This window comes from Burkholderia sp. F1 (genome assembly GCF_050813845.1).
Taxonomy (GTDB): Bacteria; Pseudomonadota; Gammaproteobacteria; order Burkholderiales; family Burkholderiaceae; genus Burkholderia; species Burkholderia ubonensis.
The window spans coordinates 1,977,896-2,001,679 of the sequence record NZ_CP172422.1; the positions used below are offsets into that span (position 1 = coordinate 1,977,896).

The 23,784-nt window shown below is 70.0% G+C and carries 20 protein-coding genes and 1 pseudogene; 11 read left to right on the plus strand and 10 right to left on the minus strand.

Translation table 11 applies throughout. The features are described from left to right. Positions 1 to 7: 7 nt before the first annotated feature. The 5 genes from ACFIMZ_RS27800 to ACFIMZ_RS27820 form a co-directional block, all read right to left on the minus strand. Positions 8 to 382 carry a hypothetical protein gene (locus ACFIMZ_RS27800; protein WP_431822683.1) on the minus strand — a complete coding sequence of 125 codons (375 nt, stop codon included), beginning with the start codon at positions 380 to 382 and terminating at the stop codon, positions 8 to 10. Positions 383 to 577: 195 nt separating this feature from the next. After that, entirely contained in the window at positions 578 to 1,648 is a 1,071-nt protein-coding gene (locus ACFIMZ_RS27805; protein WP_431822684.1) for an AI-2E family transporter, read from the minus strand. A 138-nt stretch (positions 1,649 to 1,786) separates the two neighbouring features. Beyond that, complete coding sequence (locus ACFIMZ_RS27810) at positions 1,787 to 2,896, minus strand: NADH:flavin oxidoreductase/NADH oxidase (RefSeq protein WP_431822685.1); 1,110 nt, start codon at positions 2,894 to 2,896, stop codon at positions 1,787 to 1,789. A gap of 148 nt (positions 2,897 to 3,044) precedes the next feature. Then, positions 3,045 to 3,731, minus strand: coding sequence for a type 1 glutamine amidotransferase domain-containing protein (locus ACFIMZ_RS27815; RefSeq protein ID WP_059940131.1), 687 nt, complete (start codon positions 3,729 to 3,731; stop codon positions 3,045 to 3,047). A 323-nt stretch (positions 3,732 to 4,054) separates the two neighbouring features. Continuing rightward, positions 4,055 to 5,089 carry a substrate-binding domain-containing protein gene (locus tag ACFIMZ_RS27820; RefSeq protein ID WP_431822686.1) on the minus strand — a complete coding sequence of 345 codons (1,035 nt, stop codon included), beginning with the start codon at positions 5,087 to 5,089 and terminating at the stop codon, positions 4,055 to 4,057. A 174-nt stretch (positions 5,090 to 5,263) separates the two neighbouring features. Between ACFIMZ_RS27820 and ACFIMZ_RS27825 the strand changes: the two genes are divergently transcribed. Both ACFIMZ_RS27825 and ACFIMZ_RS27830 read left to right on the plus strand, forming a co-directional pair. Continuing rightward, positions 5,264 to 6,844 carry a glycoside hydrolase family 68 protein gene (locus ACFIMZ_RS27825; RefSeq protein ID WP_431822687.1) on the plus strand — a complete coding sequence of 527 codons (1,581 nt, stop codon included), beginning with the start codon at positions 5,264 to 5,266 and terminating at the stop codon, positions 6,842 to 6,844. A 139-nt stretch (positions 6,845 to 6,983) separates the two neighbouring features. After that, the gene (locus ACFIMZ_RS27830; RefSeq protein ID WP_431822688.1) at positions 6,984 to 8,630 is read left to right on the plus strand and encodes a glycoside hydrolase family 32 protein; all 1,647 of its coding nucleotides are present in this window, start codon (positions 6,984 to 6,986) and stop codon (positions 8,628 to 8,630) included. Between the two features lie 45 nt (positions 8,631 to 8,675). On the opposite strand, the gene ACFIMZ_RS27835 is transcribed toward ACFIMZ_RS27830, so the two are convergent. Together ACFIMZ_RS27835 and ACFIMZ_RS27840 are read right to left on the minus strand one after the other, a co-directional pair. Next, a complete protein-coding gene (locus tag ACFIMZ_RS27835; protein WP_431822689.1) occupies positions 8,676 to 9,425 on the minus strand; it encodes an SDR family oxidoreductase in 750 nt (249 codons plus the stop codon). Between the two features lie 145 nt (positions 9,426 to 9,570). Continuing rightward, positions 9,571 to 10,487, minus strand: a pseudogene (locus tag ACFIMZ_RS27840) (LysR family transcriptional regulator). Positions 10,488 to 10,639: 152 nt separating this feature from the next. On the opposite strand from ACFIMZ_RS27840, the gene ACFIMZ_RS27845 reads away from it, so the two are divergent. The 8 genes from ACFIMZ_RS27845 (at position 10,640) to ACFIMZ_RS27880 (ending at position 18,569) form a co-directional block, all read left to right on the plus strand. After that, complete coding sequence (locus tag ACFIMZ_RS27845; RefSeq protein ID WP_431822690.1) at positions 10,640 to 12,100, plus strand: PLP-dependent aminotransferase family protein; 1,461 nt, start codon at positions 10,640 to 10,642, stop codon at positions 12,098 to 12,100. A gap of 116 nt (positions 12,101 to 12,216) precedes the next feature. Next, the gene (locus ACFIMZ_RS27850; RefSeq protein ID WP_431822691.1) at positions 12,217 to 12,654 is read left to right on the plus strand and encodes a carboxymuconolactone decarboxylase family protein; all 438 of its coding nucleotides are present in this window, start codon (positions 12,217 to 12,219) and stop codon (positions 12,652 to 12,654) included. 10 nt (positions 12,655 to 12,664) lie between these two features. After that, positions 12,665 to 13,090 carry a cupin domain-containing protein gene (locus tag ACFIMZ_RS27855; RefSeq protein WP_431822692.1) on the plus strand — a complete coding sequence of 142 codons (426 nt, stop codon included), beginning with the start codon at positions 12,665 to 12,667 and terminating at the stop codon, positions 13,088 to 13,090. A gap of 252 nt (positions 13,091 to 13,342) precedes the next feature. Beyond that, positions 13,343 to 14,017 carry a TetR/AcrR family transcriptional regulator gene (locus ACFIMZ_RS27860; RefSeq protein WP_431822693.1) on the plus strand — a complete coding sequence of 225 codons (675 nt, stop codon included), beginning with the start codon at positions 13,343 to 13,345 and terminating at the stop codon, positions 14,015 to 14,017. 5 nt (positions 14,018 to 14,022) lie between these two features. Further along, the gene (locus ACFIMZ_RS27865) at positions 14,023 to 14,976 is read left to right on the plus strand and encodes an HlyD family secretion protein (RefSeq protein WP_431825381.1); all 954 of its coding nucleotides are present in this window, start codon (positions 14,023 to 14,025) and stop codon (positions 14,974 to 14,976) included. Then, a complete protein-coding gene (locus ACFIMZ_RS27870) occupies positions 14,973 to 15,920 on the plus strand; it encodes an ABC transporter ATP-binding protein (protein WP_431822694.1) in 948 nt (315 codons plus the stop codon). Before ACFIMZ_RS27865 ends, ACFIMZ_RS27870 begins: the two co-directional genes overlap by 4 nt. Further along, positions 15,917 to 17,071: an ABC transporter permease gene (locus ACFIMZ_RS27875; RefSeq protein WP_431822695.1), complete on the plus strand. Its 1,155-nt coding sequence runs from the start codon at positions 15,917 to 15,919 to the stop codon at positions 17,069 to 17,071. Before ACFIMZ_RS27870 ends, ACFIMZ_RS27875 begins: the two co-directional genes overlap by 4 nt. A 10-nt stretch (positions 17,072 to 17,081) precedes the next feature. Further along, positions 17,082 to 18,569, plus strand: a complete 1,488-nt coding sequence (locus tag ACFIMZ_RS27880; RefSeq protein ID WP_431822696.1) for an efflux transporter outer membrane subunit — start codon at positions 17,082 to 17,084, stop codon at positions 18,567 to 18,569. A gap of 150 nt (positions 18,570 to 18,719) precedes the next feature. Here the strand turns inward: ACFIMZ_RS27880 and ACFIMZ_RS27885 are convergent, their stop codons facing one another. From ACFIMZ_RS27885 to ACFIMZ_RS27895, 3 genes are all read right to left on the minus strand, one after another. After that, entirely contained in the window at positions 18,720 to 19,319 is a 600-nt protein-coding gene (locus ACFIMZ_RS27885) for a hypothetical protein (RefSeq protein WP_431822697.1), read from the minus strand. Between the two features lie 210 nt (positions 19,320 to 19,529). Then, positions 19,530 to 20,750 (minus strand): porin, encoded by a 1,221-nt coding sequence (locus ACFIMZ_RS27890; protein WP_431822698.1) that lies wholly within the window; start codon positions 20,748 to 20,750, stop codon positions 19,530 to 19,532. Positions 20,751 to 21,247: 497 nt separating this feature from the next. Further along, entirely contained in the window at positions 21,248 to 22,312 is a 1,065-nt protein-coding gene (locus tag ACFIMZ_RS27895) for a phytoene/squalene synthase family protein (protein WP_431822699.1), read from the minus strand. Positions 22,313 to 22,635: 323 nt separating this feature from the next. Here ACFIMZ_RS27895 and ACFIMZ_RS27900 point away from each other — a divergent pair, with 323 nt between their 5' ends. Continuing rightward, complete coding sequence (locus ACFIMZ_RS27900) at positions 22,636 to 23,778, plus strand: glycerophosphodiester phosphodiesterase (RefSeq protein WP_431822700.1); 1,143 nt, start codon at positions 22,636 to 22,638, stop codon at positions 23,776 to 23,778. Positions 23,779 to 23,784 lie beyond the last annotated feature (6 nt).

Genomic DNA, 23,784 nt, shown 5'->3' on the forward strand with positions numbered 1-23,784 from the left:
GGGCGCGCTACCGCGCGCCGACCTTCTTCGTCTGCAGCAGCCCCTTGCGATCGGCGTCCATGCAGGTGTCGAAGCCGTGGCGCGTAACCGCGCCCGCCTCGTCGAACACGACGAAATACGGCCGATACTGGTCGCCGTGGTCGAGCCGGTAGTTGTAGCAGACGCCGCTGCCGTTGCGGACCATCCACACGCTGCGCGGGTTGCCGCCCGCGCGAATGACGTCGGCGCGCGTCGCGCCGCGCGCGGACGCGGCCCTCGGCACCGGCAGGCGCGAATACGAAAACGGCAGCAGCGCTTCAAACCACGCGCAGCCGCTGATCATCAGGCAGCCCGCCGCCAGCGAGAGCGCCGCCGCGGGCCGGGACATCGGGATCGATCGCATGCTCGGAAGATCTGCTGCGCCAGGCCGGCGCGGTCGAAAGCCCCCATGCTACTCGACCTACGGGGCCAGATCGAAAAACTTTTGTGAAGATACGTGCGCGAGCCCGCTACGCCGCGGCTCGCCACGCGCTCAATTCGTGAAGCAATGTTGCGGCACCATTGCGGCGGCCCGACGCGCGGCCGGGCCCGTCGTTCATCAGGCAACCCACTCGGCCCACAGCATCGTCAGCACGGTCATCAGCGCGGGGCCGATGAACAGGCCGAGCAGGCCGAACGTCTCGGCGCCGCCGAGAATGCCGAACAGCACGAGCAGGAACGGCAGCCGTGCGGAGCTGCCGATCAGCACCGGCCGCACGAAGTGCTCGGCGACGAACACGACGACGAAGCCGATCGCGGCCACCGCCACCGCCCATGCGGTCGCGCCCTGCACGAACAGCCACAGCGCCGCGCCGCAGAACACGATCGGCGCGCAGAACGGCAGCATCGCGGCGATCGCCGTGACGAGCCCGAGCAGCGCCGCATGCGGCACGCCCGCGAGCACGTAGGCGAGCCCGAGCAGCGCGCCTTCGCCGAGCCCGACCACGACGAGGCCCGTCACGGTGCCGTGCACGGCCGCCGCCATCCGCTCGATCAGCTGCGCGCCGTTGCCGCCGAACGCGCGCTGCACGCCCTGCAGCAGCGCGCCCGACAGCTTGTGGCCCGCACGCAGGATCACGAACAGCGTGACCAGCATGAAGCCGAATTCGAGCACCGCGTGCGCGAGCTTCGAGCCGAAGTGCCGGCCGAACGCGATGAACGTCTCGCTGTTGACGCCCTTCATCGCGGCCTCCGCATGCAGCGGATGCCCGAGATGGGCCTGCCACCACGCGGCGACCTGCGGCGCGCCGAACGGCAGCCGGGCCACCACGTCGGGCACCGGAATGCCGTTGTCCTGGGCCGTGCGCAGCCATTCGCGCAGGTCGTGCGCCTGCCCGATCGCCTGGATCAGCGCGATCGCCACCGGCAGCACGACGAGCAGCGACACCGCGGCCGTGATGACGGTCGCGACGACGGTCGGCCGCTCGCGGAACAGCCGGTGCGTCTCGAAGCGCTTGAGCAGCGGCCACAATGCGATCGCGATCACGCACGCCCACGCGATCGCCGGGATGAACGCGCGGATCACCCACAGCGCGAGCGCCAGCAGCCCCGCGTACAGGACCACCCGCGCGATCTGTTGCGCGCCCGGACGCGCGGCGGAATCGGAAGACGGCGGTACGTTTGCGCCCATGAACCCTCTGTCGAAAGAAAAACGGCGGTTCGCGCGGGCGACGTGCGTCGCGCGAACCGCCATTCTATCGGCGTCGGTGCCGGATCAGCCATCGCGCGCGCGGCGCACCCCTGCCTGCCCGCGCGATGGCGCCCCCGCTCAGGCCGCCTTGCCCGCGATCTTGTAGCGCTCGAGCCAGTGCGCGTACGGCGCGGGGAGCGTCCACGACGCCCGCTCGACGCCGAGCTGCTTCGCCGCGTAGTACGGCCAGTGCGGATCGGCCAGGTGCGCGCGGCCGACCATCACGAGATCGAGCTGCTGGTCCGCGACCACGCGTTCGGCGAGCTGCGGCGTGTCGATCCCCCATGCGGACGCGACCGGCAGCCCGGCCTCGCGGCGCACCCGCTCGGCGATCGGCGCGAGGAACGCCGGGCCCCACGGAATCTGCGCGTCGGGCGTCGAGAAGCCGACCGACACGCTCAGCAGATCGAGCCCTTCCGCCTTCAGGCGCTGCGTGAGCGCGATCGATTCGGCGAGCGTCTCTTCATCGCGGCCGTCGTATTCGATCACGCCGAACCGCGCGGTCAGCGGCAGATGCTCCGGCCATACCTTGCGGACGGCCGCGAGCGTCTCGACGAGGAAGCGGCCGCGATTCTCGGCCGAGCCGCCGTACGCGTCGTCGCGATGGTTCGCATGCACGGAGAAGAAGCTCTGGCCCAGATAGCCGTGCGCGAAATGCAGCTCGAGCCATTCGAAGCCGATGTCGCGCGCGCGCCTGGCCGCCGCGACGAAATCCGCCTGCACGCGGGCGATGTCGTCGCGCGTCATCTCGCGCGGCACCTTCGGCAGGTGGGCGCCGAACGGCACCGCCGACGGCGCGATGGTCGGCCAGCCGTGCGGATCGCCGTCGGCGATGTGATCGTCGCCTTCCCACGGACGGTTCGCGCTCGCCTTGCGGCCCGCGTGCGCGAGCTGGATGCCCGGCACCGCGCCGGCCGCCTTGATCGCCGCGACCGACGGCGCGAACGCTTCCGCCTGCGCGTCGGTCCACAGCCCCGCGCAGCCCGGCGTGATGCGGCCTTCCGGCGCCACCGCGGTCGCCTCGGCGATCACGAGGCCCGCGCCGCCGCGCGCGATGCCGGCGAGGTGCACGTGATGCCAGTCGTTGACGACGCCGTCTTCGGCGACGTACTGGCACATCGGCGGCACCGCGATCCGGTTGCGCAGCGTGACATCCTTGAGTTTGAACGGTTCGAACAGGGCAGACATCCACGACTCCTTTGATTGGTTCCGCAAAACAACAGCACGGGTACGGCCCGCCGCGCACGGCGCGGCGGAACGATCCGGGATGCCCGCCGGCGCGGGCCGGCGGGCGACGAAAACGGGCGGCGCCGCAACGTTCGGCGCCGCGCGGGGGCTACGCCCGCTTGAGCTGCGCAAGCAGCGCGTCGGCCGCCGGCGCCGACGACGCCGGGTTCTGGCCGGTGATCAACAGCCCGTCGACCACGACGTGCGGCGCCCAGTCGGGGCCGCGCTCGTAGCGCGCGCCGTTGGTCTCGAGCATGTCCTGCACGAGGAACGGCACGACTTCGGTCAGCTCGACGGCGGCTTCCTCGCTGTTCGTGAAGCCGGTCACGCGCTTGCCGCGCACGACCGATTCGGCCGTCTTCGGATCCTTCACGTGGCGCAGCACGCCCGGCGCATGGCACACGAGCGCGACCGGCTTGCCGGCGCCGAGCGTGCGCTCGATCAGCGAGATCGAATGCAGGTCCTCGGCGAGATCCCACAGCGGGCCGTGGCCGCCCGGATAGAACACCGCGTCGTAGTCGTCAGGCAATACGTCGGCAAGCTTGCGCGTGGCGGCCAGCTCGGCTTTCGCGGCCGCGTCCGCTTCGAAGCGGCGGGTCGCGTCGGTCTGCGCGGACGGATCGCTGCTCTTCGGATCGAGCGGCGGCTGCCCGCCCAGCGGCGACACGAGCGTCAGTTCCGCGCCCGCGTCCTTGAACGCGTAGTACGGCGCCGCCAGTTCCTCGAGCCAGAAGCCGGTCTTCTTCCCGGTATCGCCCAGGGTGTCGTGCGACGTCAGTACAACCAGAATCTTCATGATCGGGCACTCCTTCGAAAGGGGTAAAACAGGGCCGCGCATCGCGCGCGGCGGCGTGCCGGCGGCGCGCCTGCCGGCTAGTCAAATATTGCACCTCGACGTGCGGTACGCATGATCGAAGTCACACATGACGACTTTGTATTAGACCAGTCGTCTCGGCAACAGCGTCAACACGGCACGATGACATCGCGCAAACCCGCGAGCGCCCCCGTTGCGTTACCTCGGCAGCCGCGCCGGGCGGGCGCCGCTGCATTCATCAGGCTGGATGATAGCCGCCAATTAGACCAGTCGTCTAGGGAAATGGGGATTCGACCTTATGGTCGTCATGGATTTCCGCACGGAGGCCCGTCCGTGTCCCCTGCTTCGATGACCGGCATCTCGAGCCGCTGCCCGCGGCCGCCTCCGTCGATCATCCCGAGCATCAGTTCCGCGAGCGAGCGCCCGGTCGCGTGCCCGGTCGGCTGCATGATCGCGGTCACGCGATGCGGATGCGCGACGTCGTCGGGCACCCCGTCGTAGACGATCAGCGACAGGTCGTCGCCCAGCCGCCGTCCGCTGTCGACGATCGCGCGAAACGCGCCGCCGCCCGCGATGTTGTTGTCGACGAGCACCGCGGTCGGCGGCTCGGCGAGCGCGAGCAGCGCGCGCGCCGCCTGCAGGCCGCCGTCGCGCGTGAACGGGCACTCGACCCGCAGCGCCGGATCCGGCGCGATGCCGGCCTCGCGCAGCGCGGCGTCGAAGCCCGCGCGCCGCTGGGCCGCGAAATTCAGCGTCAGCGGCGCGCTGATCATCGCGATGCGCCGATGCCCGAACCCGATCAGCCGCTCGACGGCCGCCTTCGCGCCGGCCGCGTTGTCGAAGTCGAACCACGCGTACGGTTCCGTGCGCTCGGTGCGGCCATACGCGACATACGGAAACCCGCGCGACGCCAGGAACGCGATGCGCGGATCGTCGACGAGCGTGCGCGCGACGATCAGCCCGTCGACGAGCTTGCCGTCGACGAGCCGCCGGTAGGTGTCCAGCTCCGCATTCGGCCGCGCGGACACGATGAAGAAATCCAGGTTGCGCTCGGCGAGCCGCTCGGTAATCCCCGCGACGACTTCGCCGAAGCGCGGATCGCCGAGATCGCCCGCGCCGAACGGATAGACGATCCCGATCGCGTCCGCGCGCCCGGTCGCGAGGCGGCGCGCGGTCGGGTCCGCGACGTAGCCCATGTCGCGCGCGGCCTTCATCACCCGTTCGCGGGTCGCCTCGCTCACGTCGTCATAGCCGTTCAGCGCCCGGCTGACCGTCGTGCGCGACAGCCCGAGCGCATCCGAGAGCGCCTTCAGATTCACCTTCACCGTCGTTCCTCGCATTCCACGTTCGGCCCGGCCGACTCCATTCCGGGCAATTGTTTCCGCCTGGCAAGCATTACCGTCAAATAAATATCTTTTGACGCCCAAACCGGTTTGAAATAGCATCCAAACCGGTTTGGACATCGATGCCACACTCAGACGTTCCCTTTCACCGTCAATCGAAACAACGCCGAGATGACATACTTTCCGTTTTTCCGCTCGCCCCAGGGCAAACGTTTGCCGCTCGCTTGCGGCGCACTGGCCGCCTTCGCGGCCTTCGCTGTCGTTGCGCATGCGCAGACCGCCGGCGCCCCGCAGCCCACGCCGCACACGCAGCAGGCGTACGACCCCGAAGGCAGCTTCACGATGCGCTGGACCCGCGCCGACATCCGTCAGATCGTCGCCCAGTCGCACACCGCCGGCGCCGACCGGAACTCGCTGCCGCAAGCCCTGACGATGCCGGACATCCCGCAGGATTTCCCGCTGATCAACTCGAACGTTTGGGTCTGGGACACGTGGCCGCTCGCCGACCTGCGCGCGAACCAGCTCAGCTACAAGGGCTGGGAGGTGATCTTCTCGCTCACCGCCGACCCGCATGCCGGCTACACGTTCGACGACCGCCACGTGCACGCGCGGATCGGCTTCTTCTACCGCCGCGCGGGCATCCCCGCGTCGCAGCGGCCGGCGAACGGCGGCTGGACCTGGGGCGGCCACCTGTTCCCGGACGGCGCGAGCGTCAAGGTGTTCGGCACCGCGCCGATGACCAACAACGCCGAATGGTCGGGCTCCGCGCGCCTCACGCACGGCGACAACGTCAGCCTCTACTACACCGCGACGTCGTTCAACCGCTCGGCGCCGGGCGGCGCCGACATCACGCCGCCCGGCGCGATCATCACGCGCGCCGACGGCCATATCCACGCCGACGACAAGCACGTGTGGTTCAGCGGCTTCGACGATCACAAGGCGCTGCTGCAGCCGGACGGCAACGACTACCAGACGGGCCAGCAGAACACCTACTTCTCGTTCCGCGACCCGTTCGTGTTCACCGACCCCGCGCACCCGGGCAAGACCTACATGGTGTTCGAGGGCAACACGGGCGGCCCGCGCGGCGCGCGCACCTGCACCGAAGCCGACCTCGGCTACGCGCCGAGCGATCCGTTCAAGGAAGACCTCAACGCGGTGATGAATGCCGGCGCAGTGTATCAAAAGGCCAACGTCGGCCTCGCGGTCGCGACGAACCCGCAGCTGACCGAATGGAAGTTCCTGCCGCCGATCCTGTCGGCGAACTGCGTGGACGACCAGACCGAGCGTCCGCAGATCTACCTGAAGGACGGCAAGTACTACCTGTTCACGATCAGCCACCGCAACACGATGGCGGCGGGCGTCGACGGTCCGGACGGCGTGTACGGCTTCGTCGGCAACGGCATCCGCAGCGATTTCCTGCCGCTGAACGGCGGCAGCGGCCTCGTGCTCGGCAACCCGACCGACTTCTCCGCGCCGGCCGGCCAGCCGTACGCGCAGGACCCGAACCAGAACCCGCGCGAATTCCAGTCGTATTCGCACTACGTGATGCCGGGCGGGCGCGTCGAGTCGTTCATCGACGCGATCGGCCCGCGCCGCGGCGGCACGCTCGCGCCGACGGTGAAGGTCAACATCAACGGCGCGTCGACGGCGGTCGACCGCCAGTACGGCCGCGGCGGTCTCGGCGGCTACGGCGACATCCCCGCGAACCTGCCCGCGCAGGGTCCCGGCCACCACGACGGCAACGCGCAGTAATGCGCAGGTGCGCGCATCGGGCGTGTCCCGTGCGCGCGTCCCGCCATCCTCCTCTGCCTGCCGCGCGCTGCGCCGCCAATCCGCATCCGGCGCGCAGCGCGCGGCGGCCCGCTTCGCCGGACGCAGCATGAAACCACGCATGAGAATCACGCTACCCCGCTTTCCCTTCCGCGCGGCGCTGCTGCTCGCGTGCGCGGCCGGCGCGCACGCCGCCGCGCCGCACACCGCCCCATGCGCCGCGCCCGCCGCCGACGGCACGCCGCAATGGCGGCCCGCGCTCCACTACACGCCGCGGCGCAGCTGGATGAACGACCCGAACGGCCTCGTCTACGAGAACGGCCGCTATCACCTGTTCTATCAGTTCAATCCGGCCGGCAACGACTGGGGCAACATGTCCTGGGGCCACGCCATCAGCACCGACCTCGTCCACTGGCGCGAGCAGCCGGTCGCGATGCGCGCGAACGCGACCGAGGAATTCTTCTCGGGCTCGATCGTCGCCGATACCCGCAACACGTCCGGCCTCGGCGCGCCGGGGCAGGCGCCGCTCGTCGCGCTGTATACGAGCGTCTACAAGGCGGGTTCCGGCCACGCGCCCGGCACGCAGGCGCAGTCGCTCGCGTACAGCCTCGATCACGGCGCGACCTGGCAGCCGTACGCGCACAATCCGGTGCTCACGCTCGATCCGGAATCGAAGCAGTTCCGCGACCCGAAGGTGTCGTGGTACGCGCCGGGCAGGTACTGGATCATGACGACGGTCGTCGCCGATGCGCACGTCGTGAAGCTCTATCGCTCCGACGACCTGATCCACTGGGCGTTCCTGAGCGACTTCACGCTGCCGGGCGTGCCACACGAGGGCACGCTGTGGGAAATGCCCGACCTCGTGCCGCTGCCGCTCGACGGCGATCCGATGCGGATCAGGTGGGTGATGATCGTCAACGTCAATCCGTGGTCGATCGCGGGCGGCTCGGGGGCGATGTACTTCGTCGGCGATTTCGACGGCCGCACCTTTACGCCCGATCGCGTCGCGCCCGGCGGCTCCGATCCCGCGCAGTTCCGCTGGGTCGATCACGGCGCGGACTTCTACGCGGCCGGCACGTTCTCCGGCGCGCCGGGCGCGCAACCGGTCGGCATCGCGTGGATGAGCAACTGGGACTATGCGGCCAAGGCGCCGACCACGCCGTGGCGCGGCGCGATGACGCTGCCGCGCGCGTTCGCGCTGAAGACGATCGACGGCGAGCCGCGGCTCGTCGTCACGCCGGCTCCGGCGTTCGACGCGTGGGCGGACGGCCGGCCCGCGACGCATCTCGGCGATGTGAGCGTCGCGTCGGCGACGCGCGAACTGCCGGCCGCGACACGCGGCACGGTGCAGCGGATCACGCTGACGCTCACGCCGCAGTCCGCCGCGCGCGCAGGGCTCGTCGTGCGGCGCTCGGCGGATGGCGCGATCGGCACGCGGATCGTCTACGACACCGCGCGGCAGACGCTGACGCTTGATCGTTCGCAATCCGGCGAATCGAATTTCTCGCACGCGTTCAGCCTGGAGCACATCGTGAACCTGCCGCTCGAGCGCGGCCGCCTGACGCTCGAGATCGTCGTCGATCGCGGCTCGGTCGAAGTGTTCGCCGGCCACGGCCGCACCGCGATCACCGACCTGATCTTCCCGCCCGGCGACGCCGACCGCGTCGCCGTGTTCGCGGAGCATGGCGGCGCGACATTCGGCGGGCTGACGGTGACGAATCTCGCGGGGCCGGACGACGCCGGCCGTGCTTGCGACGCGCCGCGCTAGCAGCGCGAACGCGCCGGTTGACGGCGGACGCCCGCCGTCAGCCGCTCAAAGCAACCCCATCCCGCCCGACGCGATGATTTCCGCGCCGACGATGAACGCGGACTCCGGCGCGCTCAGGTGCAGCACGGTCGACGCGATCTCGTCCGGCGTGCCGAACCGGCCGATCGGCACGAGGCCCTTGATCTTCCCGGCGGTCGCCTCGAGCGCCGCGGCGTCGAGCCCGAGCTTGCCGTACAGCGGCGTCTCCACGGGCCCCGGGCTCACGACGTTCACGCGCACGCCGTTCGGCAGCAGCTCCGTCGACAACGTCTTCGCGAGCGAATTCACCGCGGCCTTGCTCGCCGCGTAGACCGACGACCCCGGCATCCCGATGTGCGCGTTGATCGACCCGTTGATGACGATCGACGCGCCGCGGTTCAGCAGCGGCACGAGCGCCTGGATCTGGAAGTACGCGCCCTTCACGTTGGTGTTGAACACGAGATCCCACAGGGCCTCGTCGACGTCCGCGAACGGCGCGAGCTTCGCGACGCCCGCGTTCACGAACACCGCGTCGAGCCGCGCACCCGCCGCGCCGATCGCGTCCGCGAGTTCACGGGCCGCCGCCACGCTGCCCGCGTCGTTGCGGATCGCGAGCGCGTCGCCACCGAGCGTGCGTTGCGCGGCGGCGAGCGCCTCCACATCGCGCCCGGTGACGATCACCCGCGCGCCTTCCGCCGCGAATGCCCGCGCGGCCGCGAGGCCGATCCCGCTGGTGCCGCCCGTGACGAGCACCGTCTTGCCTTTGAAGCGTTCCATGCTGTTCTCCAGTGATTCCGGTGAATGACCGTGAACGCATGGTGCGCGCGAAGCCGCCCGCTGCCGTACGACTCGCGCGACGAAAACGTTCGAATGCATCGAACGTGTTCCGGCCGCGACGGCTCGCGTGCCGCGCCGCGCGCCGTCACGGCACGACGTCGATCCCGTCGAGCAGGCGCTGCGCCAGACGTGGCGCGCGCAGCTGCTCGAGCCACCACTGCAACGCCCGGCCTTCGCGATCGCCGCGCCACGCGCCATACAGCACGTTCGGCTCGCGCGGCTCGGCGGTCGGCATCTCGACCAGCTCGCCGCGCGCGAGCAGCGTCGCGGCGCGCCGCCGCGGCACCCAGCCGACCCGAGCCCGTCGCGCTGCGCGAGGATCTTCGTGCGCATCGACGGCACCGCCAGCACCGTCTGACCACCCAGCAAGCCGTACGCGCGGCCGGCGGCGAGCCGCGACGAATCCGCGACCACGATCGCGCGATGCGCGCCGATCGCATCGCGCGTCAGCGGGTCGCGCGACGCCGCGAGCGGATGGCGCGGCGACACCGCGAACACCCAGTCGAGCGCGCCCAGCTCGAACCATTTCAGCCCCGGAATCGCCGGCGGCTCGTTGGTCGCGCCGACGATCAGGTCGGCCCGGCCGTCGCGCAGCGCTTCCCAGGTGCCGCCGAGCACCTCGTGCGTGAAGCGCAGCGACACGCCCGATTCGAGCGCGTCGAACGCGCGGACCACCGGCATCATCGATTCGAACTCGAGCAGCTCGTCGCTGACGATCCACAGCCGGTCCTCCCAGCCGCTCGCGATCTGCCGCACCCGTTGCGTGAGCCGCGCGACGTCGAGCATCAGGCGCGCCGCCTCGTCGGCCAGCAACTGGCCGGCGGGCGTGAGCTGCAGCCGATAGCGGCGCCGGTCGAACAGCAGCGCGTCGAAGCGCGCCTCGAGCTGGCGCGCCGCATGCGACACCGTCGACGGCGCCTTGCCGAGGCGCGCCGCCGCGCGCGACAGGCTGCCGGTCGCGCGGATCGCATCGAGCAGCGCGAATTCTTCTTCAGACAACATGGTCACGCTCCGGTCCGGGGACGTCGTGATCGGAATCGTGATCGTAAGGCAGCCGCGCATGCCGGTCCAATCCGCGACGCACCGCCCTTCAACCGGCATACTGGCGGCATGCCGAATCCGGCAAAATCACCCTGAACGAGGTAGCCACTGCGATGGACATCGCGATTCGCATCGACGGCCGTCACGACCTGACCGGCCAGATCTTCCGGCAACTGCGCGCCGCGATCGTCGACGGACGTCTCGCCGGCGGCGCGCGGCTGCCGTCCACCCGCGATCTCGCCGCGCAGCTCGGCGTGTCGCGCAAGACGACGCTCGACGCGTTCGAGCGGCTCGCCGCCGAAGGCTACCTGCACACGCGGCGCGGCGACGGCACGTTCGTCGCCGACGGCCTCGCGCGCGTGCCGCACGAGCCGGCCGCGGCCATGCCGGCGATCGCCGCGGACCGCCGGCCGGCCGACGCGCCGACCGCGCGCGCGATATGGAACGACGTACCCGATGCGCTCGCGATGCCCGAGCCGCTGCCCGCGCTCGGCTTCGATTTCCGCGGCGGCGTGACCGACAAGACACTGTTTCCGTTCAACGTGTGGCGGCGCTGCCTGCACCATGCGCTGCGCCAGCAGGCGCGCGGCCCGGGCCAGTATCACGACCCGGCCGGCGACCAGCAGCTGCGGCTCGCGATCGCGCGCTACGTCGCGTTCAGCCGCGCGGTCGCGTGCAACTGGCAGGACGTGATCGTCACGCAAGGCGCGCAGCAGGCGCTCGACGTGCTCGCGCGCGTCGTGGTGCGGCCCGGCGACGTCGTCGCGGTCGAGGACCCCGGCTACCCGCCGGCCCGCGCCGCGTTCGCGTCGCTCGGCGCGACGGTGGCGGGCGTGCCGGTCGACGCGCACGGGCTCGTCGCCGACCGGCTGCCCGACGACGCGCGCCTCGTCTACGTGACGCCGTCGCACCAGTTCCCGCTCGGCATGCCGATGAGCCTGGAGCGGCGCGTCGCGCTGCTCGAATGGGCGCAGCGGCGGCGGGCCGTCATCATCGAGGATGACTACGACGGCGAGTTCCGCTTCGAAGGACGTCCGATGGAATCGCTGAAGAGCCTCGACCGCGCGGGCCTCGTCGCGTATGTCGGCACGTTCTCGAAGACGATCTTTCCCGAGCTGCGGATCGGCTACGCGATTCCGCCGGCCGCGCTGCGCCCGGCGCTGTGCAAGGCGAAGCAGATCGCCGACTGGCATACCTGCACGCTGACCCAGACCGCGCTCGCCCGCTTCATGCTCGACGGCGATTTCGCGCGGCATCTGCGCCGCATGCAGAAGCACTACGACGCGCGGCGCAAGGTGCTGATCGCGCACCTGCGCGACAGCCTCGCGCCGTGGCTCGACGCGATCGTGCCGGCTGCGGGCATCCACCTCGCCGCGCGCCTCAGGGCCGGCGTCGACGAAGCCACGCTGATCGCCGCGGCGCGCGCGCACGACATCGGGCTGTACGGCATCGCCGCCTTCCACGTCGACGCGCCGCGCCAGGCCGGCCTGCTGTTCGGCTATGGCGGCATCGACGCGACGCGCATCGATACGGCGCTCGCGCAGCTCGCCGCGCTGCTGCGGGCGGCCGGGTGACCGCGCGCCACTGGCTACCTCAATTTATCGGAAATTGGTTATTCCAGCAGGCCAGTCCACTCGCTAATCTGGGTCCTGTCGCGCCGCCGTGCGCATCGATCGAACGAGGACCTGCCATGCAACCCCGCCTGAACTTCTACACCGCCAGCCCGAACGCCATCAAGGTAATGCGCAACGCCGAGGAATTCCTCGCCAAAAGCTCGATCGAGAAGCCGCTTGCCGAGCTCGTGCGGCTGCGCGCGTCGCAGATCAACGGCTGCGCGTTCTGCGTGGACATGCACACCACCGACGCGCGCAAGGGCGGCGAAACCGACCGCCGCCTCGCGACGGTCGTCGCCTGGCGCGAGACGCCGTTCTTCACCGACCGCGAGCGCGCGGCGCTCGAATGGACCGAGGCATTGACGCTGGTCGCGGACAATCACGTGCCGGACGCCGTCTGGGAAGCCGTGAAGCCGCATTTCAGCGACGAGGAGCTGTTCGACCTGTCGCTGCTGGTGACGACGATCAATGCGTGGAATCGCTTCGCGATCGCATTCCGCAAGATGCCCGAGTAAGGAGGCGGCCATGACTCGCAGCGTTTTCGTGCGCGCCGCCGCGTGCGCCGCGCTCATGCTGGGCGCGACGATGCCGGCCGCGCACGCGCACGACGGCGGCGGCAGTGGCAACAGCGTGCGCCCCGTCATGAAGCAGGCCGTGCCGGAAGCGCCCGGCAAGCTGGCCGTGGTCGCCACCGTCGACTACGCGCCCGGCCAGGCGTCCGAGCCGCATCGGCATCTCGGCTCGGTGTTCGCGGTCGTGTCGAAGGGCGAAGTGCTGTCGCAGGTCAACGACGGCCCGCTGCGCCGCTACCGCGCGGGCGAAGGCTGGTATGAACCGCCCGGCTCGCGGCATCTCGTGTCGCGCAACGGGAGCGATACCGAGCCGGCGCAGCTGGTCGTGTTCGGGCTGACGGGGGAGAACGCGCCGCTCAAGTCGGCGCTGGATCGGTAGATGCGATCCTGCCTGCGCGGTCGTCCCGCGCGCCGCCGCGGGCGGATCGGTGCCCCGCCGATCCGCCGGACACCGGCGCATGCTTCTGTAGCCGCTCCCTTCATTGCCACGCCGGCGCCCGCCGCACCGTCCCGCCCCCGTTCCGCCCCGCCCCGCCCACCCGCGCCCCGCCTCGCGCTCCGCCTGACGACCGTCAACTTCGTCGAAAACCCTTCCTTGAAATTAACTAACCCATCAATTAGCGTCGTCTGCATGAACGCGAAATCCGCCGTCGCCAGGCCGCGCGGGCGCCGCCCGTCGGTGGACGACTTCGACCTGCGCAACCACATGCTCGACGTCGCGACGTGCCTGTTCGCCGAGCGCGGCATCGCGGCGACCACGGTCGCGCAGATCGCGGCGGCGGCCGGCGTCACGTCGGCGATGGTCCACTACTACTTCACGAACCGCGAGCAGCTGCTCGACGCGATCGTCGAGGAGCGTCTCGCGCAGGTGATCGCGTTCGTCTGGCGGCCGACCGAGCCGCAGGTCGAGACCGATCCGTTCGCGCTCGTCGCGGAGCTCGTCGACCGCTTCTTCGACGTCACCGCACGGATGCCGTGGCTGCCGTCGCTGTGGCTGCGCGAGATCGTCAACGAAGGCGGCCAGTTGCGCGAGCGGATGGTCAAGCGCATCCCGCTCGAGCACATCGGCCGCTTCGCCGAACGCATCCGGCACGCGCAGCAGGCAGGCGTCGTGAACCCCGCGCTCGAACCCGCGCTCCTGTTCCAGTCGATCATCGCGCTCGTGATGCTGCCGCTCGCGACCGCGAAGCTGTGGCAAAGCGCGCGCGGGCTGCCGCCCATCGACCGCGGCGTGCTGCAGCGGCACGTCGGCGCGCTGCTCGGCTTCGGCATGCAGCCGCCGACCGACTCCGGGAGCCGGTCGTGAACGCGATGCGCGCCACGTCGCTTCTGCTGGCCGCAGGCGTCGCGCTCGCCGCCTGCGGCCAGCGCGCCGACGAGCGCGCGACCTACCAGGGCTACGTCGAAGGCGAATTCGTCTATCTGTCGTCGTCGCAATCGGGCACGCTGACGCAGCTGGCCGTGCAACGTGGCCAGAGCGTCGCCGCGAACACGCCCGCGTTCGCGCTCGAAGCCGTCAACGAGACCGCGGCGCTGCAGCAGGCGCAGCACCAGCTCGCCGTCGCGCAGGCGCAGCTGGCCGACCTGCGGACCGGCAAGCGCCCGCCGGAAGTGAACGTCGCGAAAGCGCAGCTTGCGCAGGCCGTCGCGCAGGCCGGCAAGGCCGCCGACCAGCTCGCGCGCGACGAACGGCAATACCGGGCCGGCGGCATTTCGGCGCAGCAGCTCGACGACTCGCGCACGGCGGCGCGCACGACCGCCGCCCAGGTGCGCGAGCTGCAGAGCCAGGTCGACGTCGCGCGCCTGCCCGGGCGTTCGCAGCAGATCGCCGCGCAGGCCGCGCAGGTCGATGCCGCGCAGGCGGCCGTCGCCGTCGCGCAATGGAAGCTCGACCAGAAGCGCGTCGCCGCGCCGGCGGCCGGGCGCGTCTACGACACGCTGTACCGGCTCGGCGAATGGGTGCAGGCCGGCAGCCCGGTCGTGCAGATGCTGCCGCCGCAGAACGTCAAGGTGCGCTTCTTCGTGCCCGAGACCGCCGTCGCGTCGCTCGCGCCCGGCCACGCGGTCGCGATCCACTGCGACGGCTGCGCGGCCGACGTGCCCGCGCGCATCACCTACGTGTCGAGCCAGGCCGAGTACACGCCGCCCGTCATCTACAGCAACGAAAGCCGCACCAAGCTCGTGTTCATGATCGAGGCCCGGCCGGCCGTCGCCGATGCGCCGAAGCTGCACCCGGGACAGCCGGTCGCCGTGAGGGTGCCGTGAACGCGCCGCCCGTCCCGTACGCGATCGACGTCGACCGCCTGAACAAGCATTTCGGCGACAAGCACGTCGTGAAGGACGTGTCGCTGCGCGTCGCGCGCGGCGAGATCTTCGGCTTCCTCGGCCCGAACGGCAGCGGCAAGACGACGTCGATCCGGATGATGTGCGGCCTGCTCACGCCCGACTCGGGCAGCGGCACCTGCCTCGGCTACGACATCGTGCGCGAGAGCGCGCAGATCAAGCGCAGCGTCGGCTACATGACGCAGCGCTTTTCGTACTGGGAAGACCTGTCGATCCGCGAGAACCTCGACTTCGTCGCGCGCGTGTACCGGATGCCGGACCGCAAGGCGGCCGTCGACCGCGCGCTCGACACGCTCGGCCTGGCGAGCCGCGCGAACCAGCTGACCGGCGCGCTGTCCGGCGGCTGGAAGCAGCGTCTCGCGCTCGCCGCGTGCATGCTGCACGGCCCCGAGCTGCTGCTGCTCGACGAGCCGACCGCCGGCGTCGATCCCGCCGCGCGCCGCGACTTCTGGGAGGAGCTGCACCGGCTCGCCGCGCAGGGCATCTCGGTGCTCGTCAGCACGCACTACATGGACGAAGCCGAGCGCTGCCACAAGCTCGCGTACATCGCGTACGGCGAGCTGCTCGCGCAAGGCACGTCGGCGGAGATCGTCGCGTCGCAAGAGCTCGCGACCTGGGCGATCGGCGGCGAGCGCCTGACGGAACTGTCCGCGCGGCTGCGCGCGATGCCCGGCGTCGACCAGACGGTCGTGTTCGGCGCCGCGCTGCATGTGAGCGGCCGCGACCGCCGCGCGCTGGAGGCGACGGTCGAGCAGGTCGCGGCCGACGCGTCGCTGCAGGTCCGGCCGGTCGACACCGGCCTCGAGGACGTGTTCATCTACCTGATGAGCCGCACGCCCGACCACGCCGGCGGAGCCGCGCGATGAGCACGCGACCGACCTTTCGCTGGTCGTTCTCGATCGCGCGCTGGTGGGGCATCGTGCTGAAGGAATTCCTGCAGCTGCGCCGCGACCGCGTGACGTTCGCGATGATCGTCGGCGTGCCGATCATCCAGCTCACGCTGTTCGGCTTCGCGATCAACACGGACCCGAAGCATCTGCCGACCGCGGTGATCGTCGCCGACGCGAGCCCGTTCTCGCGCAGCTTCATCGCGGCGATGCGCAATTCCGCGTACTTCGACATCGTCGCGACGCTGCCCGACGAAGCGGCCGGCCGGCATGCGCTCGCGCGCGGCGACGTGCAGTTCGTGCTGACGGTGCCCGCCGATTTCTCGCGGCGGCTGCTGCGCGGCGAACGGCCCGCGCTGCTCGTCGAAGCCGACGCGACCGACCCGGTCGCGACCGCGTCCGCGATCGGCGCGCTGCCGGGGCTCGTGCAGCCGGTCGCCGACAAGGACCTCACCGGCCCGCTCGCGCGCCTGAACGGCCGCCCGGCCGCGTTCGACGTCGTGCTGCACCGCCTGTACAACCCCGAGGGGATCACGCAGTACAACGTCGTGCCCGGCCTGATGGGCGTGATCCTGACGATGACGATGGTGATGATGACCGGCCTCGCGATCACGCGCGAGCGCGAGCGCGGCACGATGGAGAACCTGCTCGCGACGCCCGTGCTGCCGCTTGAGGTGATGACCGGCAAGATCGTGCCTTACGTGTTCATCGGGCTGATCCAGGTGTCGATCATCCTCGCGGCCGCGCGCTTCGTGTTCGACGTGCCGTTCGTCGGCGGCGTGTTCGCGATCTACCTGTCCGCGCTGCTGTTCATCGCCGCGAACCTGACGGTCGGCATCACGCTGTCGTCGCTCGCGCAGAACCAGCTGCAGGCGATGCAGCTCGCGGTGTTCTACTTCCTGCCGAACATCCTGCTGTCCGGCTTCATGTTCCCGTTCGCCGGGATGCCGAAGTGGGCGCAGTTCATCGGCAACCTGCTGCCGCTCACCTATTTCAACCGCCTCGTGCGCGGCATCCTGCTCAAGGGCAACGGCTGGGCCGACCTGTGGCCGTCGGTGTGGCCCGTCGCCGTGTTCACCGTGGTCGTGATGACCATCGCGCTGCGCTTCTACCGGCGCACGCTCGACTAGGGGCCCGACGATGCCGCCCGCCCCGCGCCGCGCCCGTCCTGCCGCATGCGGCGTCGCCGTTGCCGCCGTTTTGCTGATCGCCGGATGCGCGGTCGGGCCTGACTTCAGCCCGCCGGCCGCGCCGCCGACGCAGCGCTACACGCGCGGCGAGCCGCCCGCGACGACGGCTGCCGCGAGCGGCGCGGCAGGCAACGCGCAGACCTTCTCGAGCGCCGCGCACGCGCCGCCGCAGTGGTGGACGCAATTCGGCTCCGCGGCGCTGAACCGGCTCGTCGACGACGCGCTGCGGCACAGCCCGACGCTCGACGAAGCACGCGCGCGACTCGACGAGGCCCGGCAGAACTATGTGGCCGAAGCCGGCGCGACGCTGCTGCCCAGCATCGACGCGAGGCTGTCCGGCACGCGCGAGCAAGTCGACACCGCGGCGTTCGGGCTGCCGGCCAATGTGCCGCCGGCGGGGCCGTTCACGCTGTACAACGCGTCGGTCAGCGTGTCGTACGTGCTCGACGTGTTCGGCGGCAACCGGCGCGCGCTCGAGGCGCTGCGCGCGCAGGTCGACTACCAGTCGTACGAGCTTGACGCGGCGCGCCTGACGCTCGCGGGCAACGTCGTCGCGACGGTGATCCGGCGCGCGTCGCTCGCGCGGCAGGTCGCGCTGACCCGCCGGCTCGTCGACGCGCAGGCGCGCCAGTTGCGCATCGTCGAAGCGCGCCACGCAGCGGGCGGCGTGCCGCTCGCGGACGTACATGCGCAGCGCACGCTGCTCGCGCAGACGCAGGCGTCGCTGCCGCCGCTCGCGGCCCAGTCCGCGCAGGCCGGGCACCGGCTCGCGATCCTGCTCGGCGTGCCGCCGTCGGACGCGGACCTGCCCGACGTGCCGCTCGACGCGCTCGCGCTGCCCGGCGCGCTGCCGGTCACGCTGCCGTCGACGCTGGCGCGCGAACGGCCCGACATCCGCGCGGCCGAAGCGCTGCTGCATCAGGCGAGCGCGAACGTCGGCGTCGCGACCGCGTACCTGTATCCGCGCTTCGCGATCTCGGCCGGCGCAGGCTCGGAGCGCATGCGCATCGCGGACCTCGTGAACAGCCTGAACATCTGGAACATCGGGCTGAACCTGACGCAGCCGCTGTTTCATGGCGGCGAGCTGCGCGCGAAGAAGCACGCGGCCGAAGCGGCCTACGACGCGGCGTTCGCCGTCTACCGGCAGACCGTGCTGCAGGCGCTGCAACAGGTCGCGGATGCCATGCGCGCCGTCGAGCAGGATGCGGCGGCGCTGCAGTCGCGCGAGGTGGCCGCGCGCGAAGCCGAAGCCGCCGATGCGATTTCGGCCGACCGCTACGCGGCGGGCGGGCTCAGCGAATTCGGCTGGCTCGACGCGCAGCGACAGGCGCTGCAGACCGCGCTCGACCGCACGCGCGCGCAGGCGGACCGGCTCGCCGACACCGCGGCGCTGTTTCAGGCGCTGGGGGGAAGCCGGATGGAGGACGCCGCGCGCTGACGATGCGCCGGCATGAAAAAGATGGCCCCGTCGAGCCGGGCTACGGGACCACGAAAGGGCACCCCGGCGATGCGCGCCCGGCGGCGCCCCTCGCTCGCCGCCGGGCGGACGACGCGGTCTCGCATGCCGCGTCGTCTGCGTGTCGCCGGATCAATCGGTGCGATCGATCGAGATTTCGATGCCGGCGTGGTTGTTGTCGGCGCCGGCATACGACTTTTTCTTCGCGGTGCAGGCGTAGCCGCGCCAGTCGCCCGACGCATAGACGCGATCGAGATCCCAATCGGAGTACCCGCCGCCGGCAAACAGCACCTTCACGCCGCATCGGCGTATCAGCTCGCTGTCGTTCGCGCGGTTGAAGTCGCCGATCCAGAGGGTCTTCTGCGTGCTCTGGTAGCCGAACTGCCCCTTGTCGACGATGGCGCTCACCGCCGCGTTGAGCGCGTCGGTCGCATACGTGACGTTGCCGGATTTCAGGTGAACGAACACCACGCGGATGTCGTCGCCGCGGATCGTGAACGTCGCGAGCGGGCGGACCTGCTGCGCCAGTACGTCGAGATCCGTGACCCCGGTAATGACGCGTCCGGCGTCCGCCTTCTGCTGAACGGACATCACCGGATTGCCGCCGCGCCAGTTCCGCTCGAATCCCTGTTTGACGACATCTGATTCGGCCAGCAGCACCAGGTCGAAATCCTGGTACTTGATCGCGCCCCACTGCCCGCGGCCGCCCTGGTTCATGTAGAAGATCTTCATCGCTTCTCCTCGTGTTCGTGTGTCGGTAACGAGAAGCGTAGGGGCCGCGCGCGATCGGAGAAATGCGCCGGAAGTCGCGACTTCGGCCCGGGAAGGCCGTCGTATGTCGCCGTTTGGGAAAGCGGATCGTCCGGCCAGAAATGGAAAAACCGGCCCGAAGGCCGGTTTCTGTACCGCGTTCCGGATGCGGCGCTCGCGCGCCGCGCGGAATCAGAAGCGGTGGATCAGGCCGACGCCGACGCCGATCTGGTTCTGGCCTGCGCCAGCGGCGACACCGTCGCCGATCGAGGTCGTTGCCTTGATGATCGCACCCTTGTTGAGCGTGTCGCCGCTCGCGTGCTGGTATGCCTCAACCGCGTACAGGCCCGTGCGCTTCGACAGGCTGTAGTACTGCGACAGCGTGACCTGGTGGTACTTCGCCGAGCTCGTGACGCCGTTCGACTGCGTCGCTGCCGTGTACGAGTAGCCGGCCGCGAAATCCCACTGCGCGTTCGCCTTCCAGTGCAGCACGGCGCCGCCCGTGTTGAAGGTCGCCGTGTTGTGGAACGTCGACAGCGTACCCGGGATGTACTGGACGTTCGAGTACGACACCGAGATGTCCCACGCCGGCGTGAACTGGTAGCCCGCCGTCACCGCAAAACGCTGCTGCGCTTGTGCCGTCTTGTAGCCGTTGTTGATCGCCGTCACGGCCGGCTGGTTGCCGTTGCCCGTCGTCGCATCGGTACCGTTCTGGGCCGTCGAGTTCGCGCCCCAGTCGCCGCCGCCCAGCGTCGAGTTGTTGATGCGCTGGTAACCGACCGCGATGCCTGCCGGGCCGTTCATGTACTGGATCGCCGCGCTCCACGTCGAGCCGCGGTTGAAGCTGCCCGGCACGCCGCCGAGCGAGTACGAGCCGCCGACCGTGAAGCCGTAGTACTTCGGCGAAATGTAGACGATCGAGTTGTTCGCGCGGTAGCTGGTATCCAGCGAATCGATATCGCCCGGGTGCGCGCCGTAGTAGCCGGTCAGCCAGGTCGTCGGGCTGTACGGCGACAGCAGCGTGTAGTACGCGGTGTACTGGCGGCCGGCCGTCAGCGTACCGTACGTCGGGTTGGTCAGGCCGACCCACGCCTGGCGGGTGAACATGCCGCCCGCGAAGGTCGACGTACCGTCGTTGGTCCGCACGCCCGCTTCGAGCTGGAACACCGCCTTCGTGCCGCCGCCCAGATCCTCACTGCCCTTCAGGCCGAAGCGGCTGCCCGCCCACACGCCCGTGGACATCAGAAACTTCGAGTGACCACCCGAGGTTGCGCCGGTCGACGGTGCTGCGTTGTTCTGATAAGCGATACCGTTGTCGACGATACCGTACAGGGTCACGCTGCTCTGTGCGTGTGCGGTGGTGACGGCCGCAAGGCCAGCTGCCGTCATGGCGACAGCGACGCGCTTTTTCATTGATTCTCCGTCCTCAAAGAATGAATTCTTATCTGGTGTGGTTGTGACACATGTGCGAGTACATGCGGACGCAATTCTGACGGATTACCGAATATTTCCCAACCCACATAGTCGGTCATCGTATGATCGACGCAACGCCAAGGTTCACCAAACGGTTAGGCGCCGCCCGCAACGGCACGACTGGCACCGGTTTCAGGCGTTTCCCAGTGAAAACCCTAGCTTTACATTTTTACGTGCGCGCCGCGCCCGTCTCATGTCGTCAGACGCCTGCGGCCCGGCTCGTCTGACGAATCGGCCGACGCAGGCTTGTGTTGCGTTTCGCATGGCCGTGCAGGATGACTGACGAATGTGGCAAACGTATTTCGGCAACCAAAACGTTGCACGGCGGCGTTGCGCGAAGCGGAATGTTGCGGATGGCGAAGCACTGGCGCCCGGCATTGCACCGGGGCGAATGGGAACGCCGACGCGACCGTGCGCGCCGGCGCCTTCCCTATTGATCAGGAGCGGGCCGCCGTCCGGATCGACGCGTCGACCGCGTCAATGAGACGCGTCACCCGCGCGCGGATCGCGGCGTTCGAGCCGACGGTCGCGAGCGACGACGCCATGATCCGGTAGACGCGTTTTCTCGTCACCTTGGCCGGCCGCGCCGGATCGAGCCACGCGTCGTGGCCGGCGAGCAGCTCGAGCGTCTCGAGGCCGATCAGGATCGGCCACAGGCACGCCAGCCGCAGCCGCACGAAGCGGCGCGGAATCGCGACCGTGTACAGGCATGCGTCGCGATACTGCGCGAGCGCGACGCGCAGCAGGTCGAGCAGCACGGCCCGCGCGCGCGGCGACGCATCCGGCGCCAGCAGGTCCGGCACGCCGACCCCGTGGGCGTCCAGCACCTCTTGCGGCAGGTAGCAGCGGCCGATCCGCAGGTCCTTCGCGCAGTCGCGCAGGATGTTGGTCATCTGCAGCGCCTTGCCGAAGCGGATGCCCTTCTCCCGCATGTCCGGCAGGTCCCAGCGCCGCGCGGCCCGCGTGTGCATGCCGGTCATGTCGGTCCAGAACTCGCCGACGCAGCCGGCGACCAGATACGTGTAGCGATCGAGCAGCTCGCGCGACGGCAGCGCGGCCACCTGCCCCGCCTGCTCGTCGGGAAACGTGCGCAGGTCGAATTCCATTCCCGACGTCAGCGTCGCGACGACCTTGCGGATCGCCGCGCTGTCGGCGTCCGACTGCGTGCGCAGCAGCGCGAGCATCGGCTGCATCGAGCCGAGCAGCACGTGCTCGTGGGAATCCGTCTGCATCCGCGTCACGTCTTCGAGCGCTTGCGACAGCGCGACGCCGTCGTCGAGCCGTTCGATGTTCTCCCGCAGCTGCGTCAGCAGCGCCGCGCGGCGGTCGGGCGCGACGAGCGCGGTGTCCGCGATCGTGTCGGCCGCACGGGCGAGCAGGTACGCGAGACCGACCGGGTCGCGCATGCCGTCGGGCAGCACGCGCAACGTCAGGTAGAAGGAGCGGGAAACGTTCTTCAGGAGGTCGCCGAGCAGGTAGGCGGAATCGGTGTGGTTCGTCATGGGTCCGGGAAATTCGGCCGGAGCGCGGGCCGGACGCGCGCGGCGGCCGGCGCCCGCCCCCGTCCGCGAGTCGCCGCATCGCCCGGCGCGGCCGGCGGTCCGCCCGGCCCGGCGATGCAAAATTCCCGCAAGTTTAGTGCATCCGGCGCAAGACCTGCCCACGAACCGGCTGGCGCCGCACGAATCGGCCAGAAAGCAGAAGGTAATATAGATGTAATGATCCGATGAGACGATCGCGTCCCGTTCGGCATCGTTTACATGCCCGCGCCGTCGCGCGCAGGGCGCCCCGACATCCGTCATTTCCATTCCGAAGGTTTACCGACATGTTTTTCAAGCGCTCGTTCGCCCTCCGCTGCGTCCCCGTTGCCTGCGCCGCCACGTTCGTGCTCGCCGGCTGCGGCGGCGACGAAATCACGCGGGATCCCACGCAGCCGCTGTCCGCCAAGGTGCAGGTGGTCGGCCATCGCGGCGCGAGCGCGCTGCGCCCCGAGCACACGCTCGCGTCGTACCGCAAGGCGATCGAGGACGGCGCCGACGTGATCGAGCCCGACCTCGTCTCCACGCGCGACGGCGTGCTCGTCGCGCGCCACGAGAACGAGATCTCCGGCACGACGAACGTGTCGGCGCTGCCGCAGTTCGCGAGCCGCAAGGCGACCAAGACGATCGACGGCGTGCAGCTGACCGGCTGGTTCACCGAGGACTTCACGCTCGCCGAGCTGAAGACGCTGCGCGCGCGCGAGCGCATTCCGCAGTTCCGTCCGGCGAACACCGCGTACAACGACCAGTACGAGATTCCGACCTTCGACGAAATCGTCGCGCTCGCGAAGCAGATGTCCGCGCAGGTCGGCCGCACGATCCACCTGTATCCGGAGACCAAGCACCCGACCTACTTCCAGTCGATCGGCCTGCCGCTCGAGGACCGTCTCGTCGATGCGCTCCAGAAGGACCCGTACACCGCGCGCACCGCGACCATCTACATCCAGTCTTTCGAAGTCGCGAACCTGAAGACGATCCGCAACCGGATCGGGTCCAGCCAGCCGAACTGGAAGCTCGTGCAGCTGATGGACGACGCGGCGCAGCGCCCGTACGACTTCGTGAAGGCGAACGACAAGCGCACGTATGGCGACCTGTCGACGCGTGACGGGATGCGCGAGGTCGCGACCTATGCGAACGGCGTCGGCCCGTACAAGGCGTCGATCATTGCGGTCGGCGCGGACGGCACGCTGCAGCAGCCGACCCCGTACGTGCGCTACGCGCACGAGGCGGGCCTCGTCGTGCATCCGTACACGTTCCGGCCGGAAAACAACTTCCTGCCGGCGTCGCTGAAGGACGGCGGCGCGGCGAGCGCGCGCAACACCGCCGGCTCGGTGCGCGAGATCCAGGCGTACCTGCGCGCGGGCATCGACGGCTTCTTCACCGACGATCCGGCCGTCGGCCGCACGGCGGTCGATACGTTCCAGCGCTAAGCGCCG

What these genes read in the sequence shown, in the direction of transcription:
- ACFIMZ_RS27800 (WP_431822683.1), bottom strand. Translation starts at nt 382, where the DNA reads ATGCGATCGATCCCGATGTCCCGGCCCGCGGCGGCGCTCTCGCTGGCG.
- ACFIMZ_RS27805 (WP_431822684.1), bottom strand. Translation starts at nt 1,648, where the DNA reads ATGGGCGCAAACGTACCGCCGTCTTCCGATTCCGCCGCGCGTCCGGGC.
- ACFIMZ_RS27810 (WP_431822685.1), bottom strand. Translation starts at nt 2,896, where the DNA reads ATGTCTGCCCTGTTCGAACCGTTCAAACTCAAGGATGTCACGCTGCGC.
- ACFIMZ_RS27815 (WP_059940131.1), bottom strand. Translation starts at nt 3,731, where the DNA reads ATGAAGATTCTGGTTGTACTGACGTCGCACGACACCCTGGGCGATACC.
- ACFIMZ_RS27820 (WP_431822686.1), bottom strand. Translation starts at nt 5,089, where the DNA reads ATGCGAGGAACGACGGTGAAGGTGAATCTGAAGGCGCTCTCGGATGCG.
- ACFIMZ_RS27825 (WP_431822687.1), top strand. Translation starts at nt 5,264, where the DNA reads ATGACATACTTTCCGTTTTTCCGCTCGCCCCAGGGCAAACGTTTGCCG.
- ACFIMZ_RS27830 (WP_431822688.1), top strand. Translation starts at nt 6,984, where the DNA reads ATGAGAATCACGCTACCCCGCTTTCCCTTCCGCGCGGCGCTGCTGCTC.
- ACFIMZ_RS27835 (WP_431822689.1), bottom strand. Translation starts at nt 9,425, where the DNA reads ATGGAACGCTTCAAAGGCAAGACGGTGCTCGTCACGGGCGGCACCAGC.
- ACFIMZ_RS27845 (WP_431822690.1), top strand. Translation starts at nt 10,640, where the DNA reads ATGGACATCGCGATTCGCATCGACGGCCGTCACGACCTGACCGGCCAG.
- ACFIMZ_RS27850 (WP_431822691.1), top strand. Translation starts at nt 12,217, where the DNA reads ATGCAACCCCGCCTGAACTTCTACACCGCCAGCCCGAACGCCATCAAG.
- ACFIMZ_RS27855 (WP_431822692.1), top strand. Translation starts at nt 12,665, where the DNA reads ATGACTCGCAGCGTTTTCGTGCGCGCCGCCGCGTGCGCCGCGCTCATG.
- ACFIMZ_RS27860 (WP_431822693.1), top strand. Translation starts at nt 13,343, where the DNA reads ATGAACGCGAAATCCGCCGTCGCCAGGCCGCGCGGGCGCCGCCCGTCG.
- ACFIMZ_RS27865 (WP_431825381.1), top strand. Translation starts at nt 14,023, where the DNA reads ATGCGCGCCACGTCGCTTCTGCTGGCCGCAGGCGTCGCGCTCGCCGCC.
- ACFIMZ_RS27875 (WP_431822695.1), top strand. Translation starts at nt 15,917, where the DNA reads ATGAGCACGCGACCGACCTTTCGCTGGTCGTTCTCGATCGCGCGCTGG.
- ACFIMZ_RS27880 (WP_431822696.1), top strand. Translation starts at nt 17,082, where the DNA reads ATGCCGCCCGCCCCGCGCCGCGCCCGTCCTGCCGCATGCGGCGTCGCC.
- ACFIMZ_RS27885 (WP_431822697.1), bottom strand. Translation starts at nt 19,319, where the DNA reads ATGAAGATCTTCTACATGAACCAGGGCGGCCGCGGGCAGTGGGGCGCG.
- ACFIMZ_RS27890 (WP_431822698.1), bottom strand. Translation starts at nt 20,750, where the DNA reads ATGAAAAAGCGCGTCGCTGTCGCCATGACGGCAGCTGGCCTTGCGGCC.
- ACFIMZ_RS27895 (WP_431822699.1), bottom strand. Translation starts at nt 22,312, where the DNA reads ATGACGAACCACACCGATTCCGCCTACCTGCTCGGCGACCTCCTGAAG.
- ACFIMZ_RS27900 (WP_431822700.1), top strand. Translation starts at nt 22,636, where the DNA reads ATGTTTTTCAAGCGCTCGTTCGCCCTCCGCTGCGTCCCCGTTGCCTGC.